General features: G+C 60.9%; 18 protein-coding genes. 9 read left to right on the forward strand and 9 right to left on the reverse strand.

Annotated elements, in window-relative coordinates; translation table 11 throughout:
- The first annotated feature begins 51 nt into the window (after window positions 1-51).
- Window positions 52-372, forward strand: coding sequence for a hypothetical protein (locus NKH38_RS09475; protein WP_023728762.1), 321 nt, complete (start codon window positions 52-54; stop codon window positions 370-372).
- 168 nt (window positions 373-540) lie between these two features.
- Here NKH38_RS09475 and NKH38_RS09480 read toward each other — a convergent pair whose 3' ends face one another.
- The 4 genes from NKH38_RS09480 to NKH38_RS09495 all read right to left on the reverse strand — a co-directional run bounded on the left by NKH38_RS09480 (window position 541) and on the right by NKH38_RS09495 (window position 2,852).
- Window positions 541-912, reverse strand: coding sequence for an endonuclease domain-containing protein (locus NKH38_RS09480; protein ID WP_352759685.1), 372 nt, complete (start codon window positions 910-912; stop codon window positions 541-543).
- A gap of 96 nt (window positions 913-1,008) precedes the next feature.
- Window positions 1,009-1,380, reverse strand: a complete 372-nt coding sequence (locus tag NKH38_RS09485) for a hypothetical protein (RefSeq protein WP_027048717.1) — start codon at window positions 1,378-1,380, stop codon at window positions 1,009-1,011.
- Window positions 1,381-1,698: 318 nt separating this feature from the next.
- The gene (locus NKH38_RS09490) at window positions 1,699-2,046 is read right to left on the reverse strand and encodes a hypothetical protein (RefSeq protein WP_352759682.1); all 348 of its coding nucleotides are present in this window, start codon (window positions 2,044-2,046) and stop codon (window positions 1,699-1,701) included.
- Window positions 2,047-2,339: 293 nt separating this feature from the next.
- The gene (locus NKH38_RS09495; protein WP_352759680.1) at window positions 2,340-2,852 is read right to left on the reverse strand and encodes a hypothetical protein; all 513 of its coding nucleotides are present in this window, start codon (window positions 2,850-2,852) and stop codon (window positions 2,340-2,342) included.
- Window positions 2,853-3,180: 328 nt separating this feature from the next.
- Between NKH38_RS09495 and NKH38_RS09500 the strand changes: the two genes are divergently transcribed.
- The 3 genes from NKH38_RS09500 to dinD all read left to right on the forward strand — a co-directional run bounded on the left by NKH38_RS09500 (window position 3,181) and on the right by dinD (window position 5,777).
- On the forward strand, window positions 3,181-4,023 hold the full coding sequence (locus NKH38_RS09500; protein ID WP_352759678.1) for a hypothetical protein: 843 nt from the start codon (window positions 3,181-3,183) through the stop codon (window positions 4,021-4,023).
- Entirely contained in the window at window positions 4,023-4,718 is a 696-nt protein-coding gene (locus NKH38_RS09505) for a DNA-processing protein DprA (protein WP_352759675.1), read from the forward strand. The genes NKH38_RS09500 and NKH38_RS09505 overlap by 1 nt, the downstream gene beginning before the upstream one ends.
- Window positions 4,719-4,835: 117 nt before the next feature.
- On the forward strand, window positions 4,836-5,777 hold the full coding sequence (gene dinD, locus NKH38_RS09510) for a DNA damage-inducible protein D (RefSeq protein ID WP_352759673.1): 942 nt from the start codon (window positions 4,836-4,838) through the stop codon (window positions 5,775-5,777).
- 116 nt (window positions 5,778-5,893) lie between these two features.
- Here dinD and lepA read toward each other — a convergent pair whose 3' ends face one another.
- Window positions 5,894-7,699 carry a translation elongation factor 4 gene (gene lepA, locus NKH38_RS09515; protein ID WP_023824050.1) on the reverse strand — a complete coding sequence of 602 codons (1,806 nt, stop codon included), beginning with the start codon at window positions 7,697-7,699 and terminating at the stop codon, window positions 5,894-5,896.
- A gap of 139 nt (window positions 7,700-7,838) precedes the next feature.
- Window positions 7,839-8,210, reverse strand: coding sequence for an endonuclease domain-containing protein (locus NKH38_RS09520; protein ID WP_023681256.1), 372 nt, complete (start codon window positions 8,208-8,210; stop codon window positions 7,839-7,841).
- Between the two features lie 193 nt (window positions 8,211-8,403).
- Between NKH38_RS09520 and NKH38_RS09525 the strand changes: the two genes are divergently transcribed.
- The 3 genes from NKH38_RS09525 to msrA all read left to right on the forward strand — a co-directional run bounded on the left by NKH38_RS09525 (window position 8,404) and on the right by msrA (window position 10,306).
- Window positions 8,404-9,105: a DUF1223 domain-containing protein gene (locus NKH38_RS09525; protein WP_352759669.1), complete on the forward strand. Its 702-nt coding sequence runs from the start codon at window positions 8,404-8,406 to the stop codon at window positions 9,103-9,105.
- Window positions 9,106-9,184: 79 nt separating this feature from the next.
- A complete protein-coding gene (locus NKH38_RS09530; RefSeq protein WP_023752369.1) occupies window positions 9,185-9,469 on the forward strand; it encodes a hypothetical protein in 285 nt (94 codons plus the stop codon).
- Window positions 9,470-9,580: 111 nt separating this feature from the next.
- Window positions 9,581-10,306, forward strand: coding sequence for a peptide-methionine (S)-S-oxide reductase MsrA (msrA, locus tag NKH38_RS09535; RefSeq protein ID WP_352759666.1), 726 nt, complete (start codon window positions 9,581-9,583; stop codon window positions 10,304-10,306).
- Window positions 10,307-10,470: 164 nt separating this feature from the next.
- Here msrA and NKH38_RS09540 read toward each other — a convergent pair whose 3' ends face one another.
- Window positions 10,471-11,475, reverse strand: coding sequence for a cytochrome d ubiquinol oxidase subunit II (locus NKH38_RS09540; protein ID WP_023673264.1), 1,005 nt, complete (start codon window positions 11,473-11,475; stop codon window positions 10,471-10,473).
- 108 nt (window positions 11,476-11,583) lie between these two features.
- Window positions 11,584-12,945 carry a cytochrome ubiquinol oxidase subunit I gene (locus NKH38_RS09545; protein ID WP_352759663.1) on the reverse strand — a complete coding sequence of 454 codons (1,362 nt, stop codon included), beginning with the start codon at window positions 12,943-12,945 and terminating at the stop codon, window positions 11,584-11,586.
- A 271-nt stretch (window positions 12,946-13,216) separates the two neighbouring features.
- Here NKH38_RS09545 and NKH38_RS09550 point away from each other — a divergent pair, with 271 nt between their 5' ends.
- Window positions 13,217-14,143 carry an ABC transporter ATP-binding protein gene (locus tag NKH38_RS09550; RefSeq protein WP_023728775.1) on the forward strand — a complete coding sequence of 309 codons (927 nt, stop codon included), beginning with the start codon at window positions 13,217-13,219 and terminating at the stop codon, window positions 14,141-14,143.
- A complete protein-coding gene (locus tag NKH38_RS09555) occupies window positions 14,140-14,901 on the forward strand; it encodes an ABC transporter permease (RefSeq protein WP_023681263.1) in 762 nt (253 codons plus the stop codon). The genes NKH38_RS09550 and NKH38_RS09555 overlap by 4 nt, the downstream gene beginning before the upstream one ends.
- 172 nt (window positions 14,902-15,073) lie before the next feature.
- Here the strand turns inward: NKH38_RS09555 and NKH38_RS09560 are convergent, their stop codons facing one another.
- A complete protein-coding gene (locus NKH38_RS09560) occupies window positions 15,074-16,105 on the reverse strand; it encodes a phosphatidylglycerol lysyltransferase domain-containing protein (protein ID WP_023728776.1) in 1,032 nt (343 codons plus the stop codon).
- Window positions 16,106-16,162 lie beyond the last annotated feature (57 nt).

A 16,162-nucleotide genomic window follows, 5' to 3' on the forward strand; every position in this document is an offset into this window, starting at 1 on the left:
GCAAATGTTCACCTATATTGTCGCGACACGCAAGCGAAAGGCATGAGCAAGATGACGGCAAAGCCGCACGACCACTTCGATCCGAAACCCGTCCTCGATCTGATCGCCAGCATCGAGGCCGATTTGCAGCGGCTGAAAGGCCTGGTCGAACAGCAAGTCGAAAAATTCGACCCCGCCAATCCGCACAACAAGGCGCCCGACGGCAAGCTGACCGAGGAGGGCGTCGAATGCTGCTACCGCCTGTTCGACGAAGGCAGGTCGCGCTACTCGGTCGCCCAGCAGATGAAGATCTCGTTTGCCGCCGCGACGCACCGGTTCAACTCCTGGCGCAAGGCGGGCGGGCCGAAGCGGCAGAGGGCGTTGCTGGGCTAATTGGCGAAAGCCGCGGGGAGACCCGATCTCCCCCCTCGTGGGGGTTGAGGAGTGGTCCGCGCAGCGGACGGAAAGCCAACTGCTTGGCTTTCCGAGCGACGAACGGCCGGCAGGCCAGAGGGGGGCGCTGTCCCGCCGACCTTTCCCTGCCCTAAAGCCCAGCACCGTTCAGGATGCGCCTCCAAGCCCAGCCGCAATCACAACATGCTGGCAGACATTGTCGATGTCGCGGATGACGTCGTCATTCCAGAACCGCAGGACGGTCCAGCCATCTTGTTCGAGGTGCGATGTCCGCGTTTCATCCCCGGCAGCCGCGCCGGCGTCCGCATGCTGGGAGCCATCGACTTCGATGACCAGCTTCTTCCCCGGGCAAGCGAAATCGACGATGTAGGCGGCAATCGGAAATTGTCGCCGGAAGCCAAGCCCCATCAGCCGGTGGGCACGAAGTTCGTTCCAGAGCTTGAGTTCGGCTGGCGTCAGGACTTTGCGCATCGATCTGGCGTTTGCGCGATGTCGAGGCGGTAGAGGCGTGTGCGGCATTACGATGCTCGGTGGTTGCCGAGGCTTGCGCTCTATGGCGCCCCCCTCTGTCCTGCCGGACATCTCCCCCACTTGGGGGGAGATTGGCTGTACTTCCTACGGCGTCAGTTCAATTTCCTCCGTCTCGCCGCCATTGCAGGTGTAGCAGCAATCCTCGCATTTTTCCTTGTTGTTGGGGCCGACGCCCCAATAGGTTCCCTCGTCGCCGTCGACCCAGGCGCCGTAGCAGATGGACTCGCCCTCGTCGCACGAGACCGGGATCTGCTTGGTCTCGCCGTCGTCGAGATAAAAATCCTTGTCGTTGCCCGGCCAGACATAGTCGCGGTCCTGGCTGTAGAGCTCGAGGCGCATGGCGTTGGGATGGCTGTTCTTGACGGCGAAGGTGATGTCGGCGGCGTGCGCGGCCGGCGCAAACAGCCCGGCCAGCGAGAGCGCGACGACGATGCGGCGCAGACAAGTGAAAGACATGGTGTTTCCCCGAGGCAAATCGGCCCCCCGGCCGAGGGAATCAGCATCGCATGATGGCGGCTGACATTGAAGGGCGGGGCGTGACTGATTTTGGGGGGATTGGGAGAGGTTGGTGGAGCTGCTGATCTCCCCCCTCGTGGGGGAGATGCCTGGCAAGGCAGAGGGGGGCGCTGTCCCGCCGACCGCTCATTCCTGCAGCCGCGCCATTTCAATTTTAGGCTTGCTGATCCATACGCTGGCGATCCTTCGCGCCCCCCTCTGTCCTGCCGGACATCTCCCCCACGAGGGGGGAGATCAGCAGCTTCGGCGCCCCGCCCCTCACTCAACCAGATCGATCGTCTCGGTCGTCTTCTCCACGCAGATGAAACAGCACGTATCGCACGGCCGGTCATTGTCCGGCCCGACCCCAGCCGAGATCGCATCATTGCCATTCACCCAGGCGCCGTAGCAGATATTCTCGCCCGGATTACACGAGATCGGCACCGATTTCTGCGAGCTCGGATCGATCAGAAACACCTGGTCGCCGCCCGGCCACGACATCTTGCGGTCACGGCTGAACAGCTCCACCGCCACCGCCCGGCTGCGCAGGTTCTTGACGAAGAACGCCATATCGGCGGCATGCGCCGGGGTGGCGAGGAGCAGGGCGGCAAGGGTGAGGCGGAGCATGATGGGATCCCGAATCGGAGATGCGAGGGTCGCACGCCGCGAGGGCCGGGCCTAGAGCCACGGCTAGGCAAGTCCCCCTCACCCGGATTGCCAGCCGAATTGCGAAAGGCAATTCGGGGCAATCCGACCTCTCCCCGAGGGGAGAGGAGCTCGCTCGGCGCTGGTGCTCGCCTCTTGTCCCCAGCGGGGAGAAGGTGGCCGCGAAGCGGCCGGATGAGGGGGCGGCCTCGTGATACCCTACGCCCCCTACTGCCCCACCTTCACATGCGGCGCCAGCCGCCGGATCGCGTCAATCACCTCGGCGACTTCAGCAACGTCCATATCCAGCCGGCAAAGGTCAGCACCAAAAACGGATAGCCGGCGGCGGGCAGCGGCGCCGAGGTCGGCAGCAAGGGCGCGCCCCACAGCACCATGGCCACGGTCACGACAAACAGAATGGCGGCGATGAGGCCGGTGAGCCGCATCCACAGCGCAAAGGTGTTCTCCGCGCCGATCAGGACGAGTGCTGCCGCCCACAGCGAGATGCCGCCGACATAGGAGGGCACACTGGCCTCCAACCCCGCCGCATCGCCTGAAATGATCAAGGTCTCGCCGGCGAGGAAGGTGAGGAACCCGGCCGCAACGCAGTCATTGCCCAGCCGCTGGTATTTCATGGTCAGCAGCGCGGTTGCCACCACAAGCGCCACGCCATCGATCGCCCAGAGTGTTTCGCGCAGCGGAGCGCTGGCGACGAAAGTGCCGGCCAGGCCGAAGGCGCCGCCGATGGCGAGGCCGATCGCGGCGACGGTGTCTGAGGTGGTGCGCATGCGGTGTATCCCCAAAGCCGGGGAGAGAATACGCCAAGGTAGGGTGTTTTCAACGGGCGACTTAACGCCGAATGCGGCCGGTTGGCCTGACAAAGCCTCTTTGTGACCGGCTAAAAGTGAGCGCAAAAATGAAGGATGGGGGATGGGGATGGGTAGGAATGATGAAGTTGAGAGGACGCTCTGCTAGTCGCGTAGCCACAAACAAATGGCGCGCTCGACATTAAAGTAGGGTGAGCCGCGTTATCTAACGTGAGCAGGGAGCCAAGACCGTCTCATCTCCTTGACAAATTCACCTCTGAAGATGACGTATGGTTTGATGGAGGGGGACATGATTGGATTTCACGACATTTTTGGGGTTCCAATTTTAACTAAGGAAAGGTTTCTTGCCTCAAAAGAAGATGGGATCGCTCATCGTATATGCTTTGGATCCACTCATACGAACGCTCTTGCCGAATATAATGATAAATCTCCGTACAGATTTTCTGTACCATTTCCAGAGTCAATTGAAGAGATATTTGAATATGAAACTGGCCTAAAATTGTTTCGAAGCAAATTTGGAAAAGGGGTTTGGTGCGGTCTTTCAGATAGCGAAATGCCCATAGTTCGGAACTTCATGAACGGGCACCGAGATCACGTTTTTCTCCGAGATCATTTAGATTCGAGTGTGGCACTCTCCATGCACTACGACGGCAATTCGAGAACCCCTCTGGGAGATCTCGAATACGCCGCGAAATATCAACAAGACACGGGCGCGATTAGCAAGCTCACGGATTTAGCAGCGCAGTTTATCTCGACCACACCTCGCTACAAAAACGTTAAGCTGATTGCGCCGGTCCCACCGCGGCCCGATAAACAATTCGACCTTCCCACCGTCCTTTGTACCGGGGTCGCTCAGAAACTCGAGTTGCAACTTGTGTCCGCTGGCGAATGGACCAAGCCGAAAGCTCAGCTGAAAGAAAAAAATATTGGCGAGAAATGGGATGCGCTGGAGGCAGCGGAGTTTAAGATGAGCCCGGATATCAAGGGAAAGGGCGCGATAATTCTAATGGACGACCTATATCAAAGTGGGTGTACGATCAATTTTGTCGGAAATCGCGTGCAGCATCATGGCGAAATCGATGTCTTCGGTCTGTCGGTGGTGAAATCGGCAGGCGACCAAGATAATCTGTGATGAAGGACCTAGCTTACAATACACTGGCTCCGCAGGATGGCCGGTACCCCAATGTAATGCGAGAGCTGTTCGGCCATTTTGATACGCCAACTATATATTATGTAGGAAATTTAGATCTCCTGGATATCCCATCTGTTGGTTTCTGTGGATCACGAAATGCCAGCGACAAAGGCCTTGACGTCGCTCTTGATTGCGCAAGTCAATTTGCTAGCCACAACGTATGTGTTGTCTCTGGATATGCAAAAGGCGTCGATACGCAAGCTCACCTAGGAGCAATAACTAACAACGGGTACACGGTTGTGGTCTTACCTGAGGGCATAAAGCATTTTCGTATTAAGAAGGAGCTTGCGAAATTTTGGGATTGGCAACGCATTTTGGTTTTGAGCTATTTTCAGCCCGACGCGGTCTGGAGGGCAGACCGAGCCATGGACAGAAATAGGATGATCGTCGGTATTTCTGATGCGACAATAGTTATTGAGGCACGGGAGAGCGGCGGCACGTTCCATGCTGGCATAACAGCGATACAACAGAAGAAATTGCTAATTGTAGCTAAGTATTCTGATACAAATACCTCAAATGTTGGCAATGAGCGCCTTATAGAACTTGGAGGTGTTCCCCTTCAGAGGAATAAAAATACTGGCTTGAGCGAAATACGCTGGGTTGTCTCATCGATATCAAAAGGCATTTCGAGCTAACCACCGAATTCTGTATCAAGTCAGCTCAGTGAGCCAAGTCGGGGATAAGGGCCAATTGTAGGCTGAATCATTGTTGACCCGTGGTAACATGCTCGATCACGAATCGGAGTTGCCTGAATGTCTGAAGATAGTGACCGGTCCCGGAAGCTGGCAGAAATCGCCTTCGGAGAGGCCTTCCACCCCCAAGAGCTAACCGCAACGAACGCTACCATCGAAGATCTTATAACGGCGTTCGAGGAAGCCGCTCAAACGGATGAACAGGGCAACGAATTTTGGTATGCCCGCGATCTGCAGCGACTTTTCGGGTATGCCAAATGGGACAACTTCTTGATGGTTGTCGACAAGGCACGCGACGCGTGTGCGGCGTCAGGGAATGCAACTTCTGATCATTTTGCTGACGTCGGGAAAATGATCAGTCTCGGCAAAGGAGCCGAGCGCGAAATAGACGACATCGTCCTCAGCCGGTATGCTAGTTATTTAACGGCACAGAACGGCGACTCGAGAAAGCAAGAGGTCGCGTTCGCTCAGACGTATTTTGCGATTCAGACCCGTCGCCAAGAGATTACAGATAAGGCTGCTGCCGAATACGTCCCTCTATCTGAGGATGAGCGCCGTTGTTTGCTTCGGGACGAGATTAAAGAGCACAACAGGAACTTGGCTAGCGCCGCAAAGAATGCCGGTGTTCGTGAAGGTCTCGATTTCGCGATCTTCCAAACATACGGTTACAAGGGCCTCTATGGTGGCTTGGACGTCCCCGGAATACGGAGGCGAAAAGGGTTAAAGGCCAACAAGCAGATCTTGGATCACATGGGCAGCACGGAGTTAGCTGCGAATCTGTTTCGCGCCACCCAGACGGAAGAAAAATTGCGGCGAGAGCAGACCAAAGGGAAAGACGCGGCCAATCGAATACACTTCGATGTCGGCGCCAAAGTCCGCCAAACTATCCGCGAGATTGGTGGCGATATGCCAGAAACATTGCCGCCCGCAGAAGATATCAAAAAGGTTGAACGCCGCCTGAAGAGAGGGATCGGCGCACAGACGAGGATTGCTGGCCGGTAGCTTCCTTTGACGTCGCCGACCCCCGGGGTGGGACCCGCTGCCTTCGGCAGCTCCCACCCGGACTTGCGCTCGCATCGACCCACTGGGTCGATGCGTCCGGCCGAAGGCCGGACCGCTTAGTCCCCCATCTTCAAGGCCTGGATAAACGCCTCCTGCGGGATATCCACCTTCCCGAACTGGCGCATGCGCTTCTTGCCCTCTTTCTGCTTGTCCAGCAGCTTGCGTTTGCGCGAGACGTCGCCGCCGTAGCACTTCGCGGTCACGTCCTTGCGCAGCGCCGAGATGGTTTCCCGCGCAATGACCTTGCCGCCGATCGCGGCCTGGATCGGGATCTTGAACAGATGGTTCGGGATCAGTTCCTTGAGCTTCTCGCACATCTGGCGGCCGCGCTTTTCCGCCGCCGTGCGGTGGACCAGCATCGACAGCGCGTCGACCGGCTCCTCATTGACCAGGATCGACATTTTGACCAAGTCGCCTTCCTTGTAGTCGGTCAGATGATAGTCGAAGGAGGCGTAGCCCTTGGAGATCGACTTCAGCCGGTCGTAGAAGTCGAAGACGACTTCGTTGAGCGGCAGGTCGTAGATGAGCATGGCGCGCTTGCCGACATAGGACAGGTCGGCCTGGATGCCGCGCCGATCCTGGCAGAGCTTCAAAATGCCGCCGAGATAGTCGTCGGGAGTCAGGATGGTGGCGCGGATCCACGGCTCCTCGATGGCGGAGATTTTCACCACGTCGGGCATGTCGGCGGGGTTGTGCAGCTCCTTCGTCGAGCCGTCGGTGAGCAGCAGCCGGTAGACGACTGATGGAGCCGTGGCGATCAGGTCGAGGTTGAATTCGCGCTCCAGCCGCTCCTGGATGATTTCCAGATGCAGCAGGCCAAGGAAGCCGCAGCGATAGCCGAAGCCGAGCGCGGCACTGGTTTCCATTTCATAGGAGAAGCTGGCGTCGTTGAGGCGCAATTTGCCGACGGCGGCGCGCAGATCCTCGAAATCGGCGGCGTCGACCGGGAACAGGCCGCAGAATACCACCGGCTGCGCCGGCTTGAAGCCGGGTAGGGCATGGGCCGTCTGGCGCTTGTCCTCGGTGATGGTGTCGCCGACGCGGGTGTCGGCCACTTCCTTGATCGAACCGGTGAAGAAGCCGAATTCGCCGGGGCCAAGCTCGTCGACATTGATGCGGGCCGGCGTGAACACGCCGGTGCGCTCGACCAGATGCTTGGCGCCGGTGCCCATCATGCGGATGGTCGCGCCCTTCTTCAGCACGCCGTCGATGATGCGTACCAGAACGATGACGCCGAGATAGGCGTCGTACCAGCTGTCGACCAGCATGGCTTTCAGGGGTGCTGACGCATCGCCTTCGCGCGGCGGCGGCAATTGGTGGACGATGGCCTCCAGCACATCGGGAATGCCGAGGCCGGTCTTGGCCGAGATCAGCACGGCGTTGGAGGCGTCGATGCCGATGACTTCCTCGACCTGCTCGCGGATACGCTCGGGCTCGGCGGCCGGCAGGTCGACCTTGTTCAACACCACGACGATCTCGTGATTGTTGTCGATGGCCTGGTAGACATTGGCCAGCGTCTGCGCCTCGACACCCTGCGAGGCGTCGACGACCAGCAGCGAGCCTTCGCAGGCGGCGAGCGAGCGCGACACTTCATAGGCGAAGTCGACGTGGCCGGGCGTGTCGATCAGGTTGAGGATATAGTCCTCGCCATTGTTGGCGCGGTATTTTAGCCGCACCGTCTGCGCCTTGATGGTGATGCCGCGCTCGCGCTCGATGTCCATCGAGTCCAGCACCTGCTCCTTCATGTCGCGCAGCTCCAGCCCGCCGGTGGACTGGATCAGCCGGTCGGCAAGCGTGGATTTGCCATGGTCGATATGGGCGACGATGGAGAAATTGCGGATGTGGTCGAGAGGCGTGCTCATGGCGCGCGCTTTAGCAGGGGCGGGTTGCAGGGGCAAGCGGGGTGGCGGTGCCCTTGCCTTCTCCCCTTGTGGGAGAAGGTGGATCGGCGCGCAGCGCCGAGACGGATGAGGGGTGTTCCAGCTTGACGCCGGCGTTCTTTCACCGCCATGGCTGCAAACTGACATCCCTTACATAAGCGATTATCGTGGTGCAGACGCTGTCCATGTCTTTCAGGACATCGTCGTTCCAAAAGCGCAACACACGAAAACCTCTCGCCTCCAGTTCCGTTCTACGGGCCTGGTCTGACTCTGAGTCCGCATGCTGACTCCCATCGATCTCGATGATGAGGAGTGATTCAAGACAAGCGAAATCGGCGACGTATTTTCCAACAGGAACTTGGCGCCGAAATTTGATCCGATCGAGCCTGCGGTCACGTAGTTCGTGCCACAGTTTGTCTTCCGCCTCCGTCATTTCACGTCGGAGCGAACGGGCAAAGTTTCGTTTGGCAGGAGCGACGGGCTGATGTGGCATGACGTTAGATTAACCAACGTCTCACTCCGCTGGAACACCCCTCATCCGTCTCGGCGCTTCGCGCCGATCCACCTTCTCCCACAAGGGGAGAAGGCAACGACGCGTCCGCCCCCAATCACGAAGCGGTGAACCATGTAACGAAGCCTCGGGCAGCGACGAAGTGTGGGATGAACCCGCCGCAACGGAGACCCCGATGACTGGACTTAACCCAAAACGCGCCGGCATGCTGGCTGCCGCAGGTGCGGCGCTGATGATGCTTGGCGGCACCGCCTTCGCCCAGCCGCTCACCGTGGTCGAATTGTTCACCAGCCAGGGCTGTTCGTCTTGCCCGCCGGCCAATGCCAATCTGATCAAGGTCAAGGACGAGCCGGGCGTTCTGGCGCTGTCGTTCAACGTCACCTACTGGGACTATCTCGGCTGGAAAGACATTTTCGGCCGCGAGGAATTTACCCAGCGCCAGGTGCGCTATGAGCCGTCGCTCGGCCGCTCCGGCCCGTTCACGCCGCAGGTGGTGGTCAATGGCGGTGCCGATGCGGTGGGCGCGGCATCAGGCGAGATCGAGCAACTGATTTCCGCGAGCGGTCACACGAAGGGGCCGATGCTGTCGCTCGACGGTGGCAAGATCAGCATCGGCGCCGGTTCCGCGCCGGCCGGCCGCGCCGATGTCTGGCTGGTCCGCTACAACAAGGGCGTCGTCGAGGTGCCGGTGGCGCGCGGCGAGAATACCGGGCGCACGCTGCCGCATGCCAATGTCGTGCACTCGCTGGAGAAACTCGGCAGCTGGAGCGGCGACGCCACCACACTGCCGCTGCCGGCAGCCTCCGGCGGCTTGAGCACCGCCGTGCTGGTGCAGTCGCCCGGCGGGGGGCCGATCCTGGCTGCAGCCGCCGACTGATTCTTTTTCTACGCAACGCCGCTAGCGCGGCATAACCGGGCTCGCATCCGCGCGCCCTCTTCAAGGAGGAAATACCATCATGACCAAGACCCTGACCGCGCTCGCTTTTGCGCTTTCGATGACCGCCTTCGCCTCCGGCGCCCGCGGGGACGAAGCGACCAACGCCATGAAGCCGGCGATGGCAACTGATGCGATGAAGCCCGCGACCGATGCCATGGCGCCGGCGACCGATGCCATGAAGCCAGCCGATCCGATGGCGACGAATGCAATGAAACCCGCCACCGACGCCATGAAGCCGGCCGATGCCATGAAACCCGCAACGGATGCGATGAAGCCGGCGGACGCCATGGCGCCCGCGCAATAAGGCTGGGTCCCATGGCCCGGCCGCACAGTGGCCGGGCCGGCGCACGGCAATTTGAGAAACCAGGCGGGACGTTCTGTCGTATAGTCTTCGCCACCATCAAGGAGATCAGACATGACCGGCATTGCAAGGACGAGAACGCCGATCTTCAAGAGCGCGCTTGCGGCGCTCATCGTCGCTGCTGCTGCGGCTGCCCTCTGGCAGAGCCCGGCGCGTTCGGCCGAGGACGCGGTGGTGATCCCGCCGCCGGCAGTGGACGAGAAGGCCGCCAGCGGCAGCGCGAAGGCTATCTTCGCCGGCGGCTGCTTCTGGGGCGTGCAGGGCGTGTTCCAGCACGTCAAGGGCGTGACCAAGGCCGTCTCCGGCTACACCGGCGGCGCCAAGGATGACGCCGTCTACGAAACGGTGGGCAGCGGCCGCACCGGCCACGCCGAATCGGTCGAGATCACCTACGATCCGTCCAAGGTGACCTACGGCCAGCTGCTGCAGGTCTATTTCTCGGTCGCCCACAACCCGACGCAGTTGAACTTCCAGGGCCCGGACTCGGGCACCCAGTACCGCTCGACCATCTTTGCCGAGAATGGCGAGCAGCAGAAGATCGCCCAGAGCTACATCGCCCAGCTCGACCAGGCGAAAGTGTTTGCCAAGCCCATCGTCACCACGCTGGAGACGGGCAAAACCTTCTATCCGGCCGAGGAATATCACCAGGACTTTTTGACGCTGAACCCGACCTACCCCTACATCGTCTACAACGACCTACCCAAGGTGGCGAATTTGAAGTCGCTGTTCCCGGGGTTGTACAGCGAGAAGCCGGTGCTGGTGCTGGCGGGGAAGAGCTGAGCACCTAATCTCCCCCCCGAGGGGGAGATGTCGCCGGAGGCGACAGAGGGGGTCGGTCCGACCGGACGCGACCTCCTGCGGCAGAAGAAGGTTAGCGCTCCACGCGCGGCGACCCCCTCTGGCCTGCCGGCCATCTCCCCCTCAAGGGGGGAGATCAGCTCCCCTCAATCATACGTCAGATCCGTCGCCTTCCCCCCGAACACCCGATACGCATAGAACGAATAGAAGATGATCACCGGCAGCACGACCACCGTGCCGGCGAGGATGATGGCGAGGCTTTCCGTCGCCGACGCCGCCTGCCAGATGGTCAGCCTGTCGGGCACCACGAAGGGGTAGAACGACCAGGCAAGCCCGGCAAAGCCGAGCGCGAAGATGGTGGCGAGCGTCAGGAACGGCCGCAGCGCATGGCGGTCGTCGGGCTTGGGCAGGTGGAAGGTCTGCCGCCACAGCCACATGAACAGCAGCGCCGACAGGATCGGCAGCGGCGACAGATAGAGCATTTCGGGCCAGACGAACCATTTGGCGAAGATGCGCGGGCTGGCGAATGGGGTCGCCAGCGACACCGCCGCCATGCCGAGCGCGGTCAGCACAAGGGCCGTGCGCAGCCAGGCCACCGCCTTCCTCTGCAATTCGCCCTCGGTCTTGTAGATGACCCAGGCCGCGCCCATCGCTGCATAGGCCGCCGACAGGCAGAGCGCCACCAGCGCCCCGAAAGCGATGCCGCCAAAGCCGACATCGAGGCCGAGCACATAGACGCCGAGCATATAGCCTTGCGCCAGCGAGGCGATGACGGAACCGAGGAAGAAAATGCGGTTCCAGCGATGCTTCTTGCCGGCAGGCACTTTGGCGCGGAAATCGAAGGCGACGCCGCGCAGGATGAGGCCGACCAAAAGCACGAAGACCGGAATGTAGAGCGCGGTGAGGATGACGCCATGCGCCAGCGGGAAGGCGACCAGGAGCAGGCCGACGGCCAGCACCAGCCAGGTCTCGTTGGCATCCCAGAACGGGCCTATTGCCGCGATCATGGTGTCCTGCTCGGCATCTTCGGCGACCGAGAACAGGATGCCGATGCCGAGATCGAAACCGTCGAGAATGACGTAGATCAGGATGGCGAGGCCCATCAGGCCGGCGAAGATGAGGGGCAGCGCGGTTGGCCAGTCGAAGCTCATCGGTCTGTCATCCCTCTCATCAACGGTTCTGCCCTTCGCTATGGCTCCGGGCGTTCGTCATTCGAAAAGCCGAATCGTTGGCTTTTCGTCGGCTACGCGGACCATTCCTCACTCCGCTGCGGCCGGTTGCGACATGGCCGTCTTCATCACCCCCGGCAGCGGCGAGGTATCGCCGTCCTTGGCGGCCTTCAGCGCCAGGTGCACCAGCACGCCGAGATAGGCGATCAGCAAAAGCACATAGAGGATAAGATAGATGGAGAGCGTCAGCGCGACATGGCTGCCGGCGACCGGGCCGATAGCGTCGGCGGTTTTCAGCACGCCGGTGACCAGCCAGGGCTGGCGGCCGATTTCGGTGGTGTACCAGCCGGCCAGCGTCGCCAGCCAGCCGGAGAGCGCCATCGGCACCATCAGCATGGCCAGCGGCCTCGGCAGGCTGTGGCGGCGCTTGAGGAAGAAGGTCGCCGACCACGAGACGATGAGCATCAAAATGCCGGTGCCGACCATGATGCGGAAGCCCCAGAACACCGGGAAGACCGGCGGATGCAGGCCGGGATAGTCGTTGAGCCCCGGCACGATACCGCTGGTGGAATGGCGCAGCACCAGGCTGGCGCCGTCGGGAATGGCGATCTCGAATTTGTTTTCCTTCGCCGCCTCGTCGGGCAGCGCAAACAGCACCAGCGGCACGTTGGGGCCGGTGTTCCAGTTCGCCTCCATGGCGGCGATCTTCTGCGGCTGGTGCTCCAGCGTATTCAGCCCGTGCTGGTCGCCGGCGAAGATCTGGATCGGGATCAGGATGGCGGCGGTGAAGACGCCGGTGCGCAGCGCCTTCCACATCGATTCCGACCGGTCGCCGGTGAGATAGCGCAGCGCCGACAGGCCGGCGATCAGGAACGACACCGTCAGGCCGGAGGCAAGCAGCATATGCGTCAGACGGTAGGGCATGGACGGGTTGAAGACGATCGCCCACCAGTCGACGGGATGCGCCTTGCCATCGATCATCTCGAAGCCGGCCGGCGTCTGCATCCAGGAGTTCAGCGCAATGATCCAGAAGGCCGACAGCGTGGTGCCGCCGGCGACCAATACCGTCGCCAGCGTGTGGACGCGGTTGGAGACGCGGCGGAACCCGAACAGCATGATGCCGAGGAAGGCCGCTTCGAGGAAGAAGGCGGTGAGGATCTCGTAGGCAAGCAGCGGCCCGGCGATGTTGCCTACATGCTCCATATAGCCCGGCCAGTTGGTGCCGAACTGGAAGCTCATGGTGACGCCCGAGACCACGCCCATGGCGAAGGACAGCGCGAACACCTTTACCCAGGTGAAATAGGCGCGCATCCAGGCGGAATCGCCGGTGGCGTTGTAGCGGAGCTTGAAGAACAGCAGCACCCAGCCAAGCGCAATCGTGATGGTCGGAAACAGGATGTGGAACGAGATATTCGCCCCGAACTGCATTCGCGACAGGATGAGCGGGTCCATGCGGGCTCCGGCTGCTGTTTGTTGGCGCAGAATAGGCGGCGGATGCGGTCCGGTCAAAGCGGCTTGGCGTCACGCGGGGCGCGTTGTCGCAGCAGATGGGATCAATCCGTCAGTGCCCCGATACCCCCATGACGAAACGGCAAAAGGGGGAACGTTTGTCCACAATTGTCAGCAGCGGCATTGACTTCCCGCCGTGCGCACCGACATTCAGCGCAATAATAATCCCCGCCTCTTTCAAACAGTCGTTTTCGGCCTCATGTCTTCCACGAATTTGCCTTCCATCATTTCGATTTCCGGGGTCACCAAGACCTACGCCACCGGCTTCAAGGCGCTGAAGGAAATCAACCTCGACATCGAACGTGGCGAAATTTTCGCGCTGCTGGGGCCGAACGGCGCCGGCAAGACGACGCTCATCTCGATCGTCTGCGGCATCGTCAACCGTTCGTCGGGAACGGTGACCGTCGACGGCCATGATATCAACCGAGACTACCGCGCGGCGCGCAGCCTGATCGGGCTGGTGCCGCAGGAGCTGACCATCGACGCGTTCGAGAGCGTCTGGGCAACCGTCACCTACAGCCGCGGCCTGTTTGGCAAGGCGCCCAATCCGGGCTTCGTCGAAAAGGTGCTGCGCGACTTGTCGTTGTGGGACAAGAAGGACGCCAAGGCGATCACGCTGTCGGGCGGCATGAAGCGGCGGCTGATGATTGCAAAGGCGCTGTCACATGAGCCGCGCATCCTGTTCCTCGACGAACCCACGGCCGGCGTCGACGTCGAACTGCGCCAGGACATGTGGGCGATGGTGCGGCGGCTGCGCGACGATGGCGTCACCATCATCCTCACCACGCACTATATCGAAGAGGCCGAGGCGATGGCCGACCGTGTCGGTGTCATCAACCGCGGCGAGATCATCCTGGTCGAGGGCAAGGCCGAACTGATGCGCAAGCTCGGCCGCAAGCGCCTGATCGTCGAATTGCGCAACCCGCTCACCGCCATTCCCGGTGCATTCTCGCACTACGCGTTGGAGCTGTCGGACGATGGCACACAGCTGACCTACACCTATGACAATCAGAGCGAACGCCCCGGCGTCGCATCGCTGCTGCGCGAACTCGAGACGGCCGGCATCCAGTTCCGCGACATGGACACGCAAAACAGCTCGCTCGAGGAGATCTTCGTCAATCTGTTGAGGCAAGAGCCATGAATTGGCGAGCAGTATGGGCGATCTACCGGGTCGAGATGGCGCGTGCGTTCCGCACCGTGCTGCAGAGCATCGTCTCGCCGGTGATCTCGACATCGCTTTATTTCGTCGTCTTCGGCTCGGCCATCGGCTCGCGCATCACCGAGATCGACGGCATCAGCTACGGCGCCTTCATCGTGCCCGGCCTGATCATGCTCTCACTGTTGACGCAGTCGATCTCCAACGCTTCCTTTGCCATCTATTTCCCGAAATTCGTCGGCTCCATCTACGAGCTCTTGTCGGCGCCGGTGTCGTATCTGGAGATCGTCATCGCCTATGTCGGCGGCGCCGCGACCAAGTCGATCATCCTCGGCTTGATCATCCTGGCGACGGCCTCGCTGTTCGTGCCGCTCACCATCCAGCATCCGTTCTGGATGCTGGCCTTCCTTGTCTTGACGGCGGTGACCTTCAGCCTGTTCGGCTTCATCATCGGCATCTGGGCGAAAAGCTTCGAGCAATTGCAGCTGGTGCCGCTGTTGATCATCACGCCGCTGACCTTCCTCGGCGGCAGCTTCTATTCGATCAACATGCTGCCCGAGACCTGGCGCACGGTGACGCTGTTCAACCCGGTCGTCTACCTGATCAGCGGTTTCCGCTGGAGCTTTTACGGCAAGTCCGATGTCTCGGTCGCCGTCAGCCTGGGCATGACGATGGTGTTCCTCGCCATCTGCATCGCCATCGTCGCTTGGATCTTCCGGACCGGCTACCGGCTGCGCAACTGACCCTGCCGCTCTTAAGCGCGTCGCGTTTGAACGGACTCAGGCGACGCGCATGTCGTTTGCTCAAAATCGGGACCACTTTTGAGCGACATGCAAATAGGCGATCGCCCGTGCGCCGGTCAAATCAACAGTTTTGCTGAGGGCAAATTGGCCACGTTGGCCGCCACGGATCTTGCTAGATCGCCTTGATGAGGCGCAGCAACCCCAGCATCTCGATCAGCCTTCCTTGGCGGAAGGCGATGTAGGTCGGTTCCTCGATGCCGTGGAAGCGGCGCTTGAACGCCGCCTGGCCTTTGAGGTTGAACTTGCTGCGGTTGACCCAGGGAGACTCATAGGCCCGCTCGAAGGCGTTGCGCCAGAAGCTCGATTCGGCAAAGCCGTTGGCTCCGACATCGAGCATCGGCGACAGGCCGAGCGTGACGACCGAAATGCCCTCATTGCGAAACCGGTCGACGGCGAATTTGGTCAGCCCGATTTCGGCATGCGGCGAGGCATCGATGTGCTTGCGCTTGAACGAGGTGGTGTAGCCGATCACCTTGCCATCCCGGAACATCGGATCGAAATCGAGCAGAGCGACGAGCTCGCCTTCCGGGCTGTAGAGCACGAAACGGCGCATATCGATGCCGAGATGATCGGCAAAGGGGCGGTTGAGGAACGCCATCTCCCAGCGCTTGACGATGCGGTCGGCCCGCCAGTTCTGTGACAGGCGCTGGACCTCGTCGAGATAGACCGCTCCTTCGCCAAAAGAAAACCCCTTCTTCAACAGCCAGCGTTCGGAATACCGCACGGTTTCGTTGCGCTTGCCGGAAAAATCGTGAGCCGGCAGTTCCAGCCGCGTGTCGACGCCGAGACGGTTGACCTGGTAGCCGAGCCCGGCCAGAACGCGCGCCGTCGGTTCGCCGATTTGCACGAACCACGGGCTGTCGGCGGCTTCGACAAAGCGCCTGATATAGTCGGGCCGATCAGCCGGATGGGCCACCGGGTCACCGAGCGCGAAATGGTGCTTCATCTTGGTGCCGAAGGCGATGTAGCCGTCGGCGTCGCCGAAATAGGACAGTTTTTGCTGCACGGCGGTCGAATAGGCCAGCGAGAAGTCGCCGTGCTGGCGGACAAGCGCCAGCCGCTCGACATGCGAAAAATCCTGGCGCGGCACCTTGGCTGCGGCGCCCTCCAGCAGTCTGTCGAGAAAGATACGCAAGGAGGGCATGGTCGAGCTTCCGCGTGCCGATGATAAACAGAGGCTTGCCCCCAAGGCCTCGAATCA

The organism is Mesorhizobium sp. M1078 (genome assembly GCF_040318615.1).
In the GTDB taxonomy this organism is placed as follows: domain Bacteria; phylum Pseudomonadota; class Alphaproteobacteria; order Rhizobiales; family Rhizobiaceae; genus Mesorhizobium.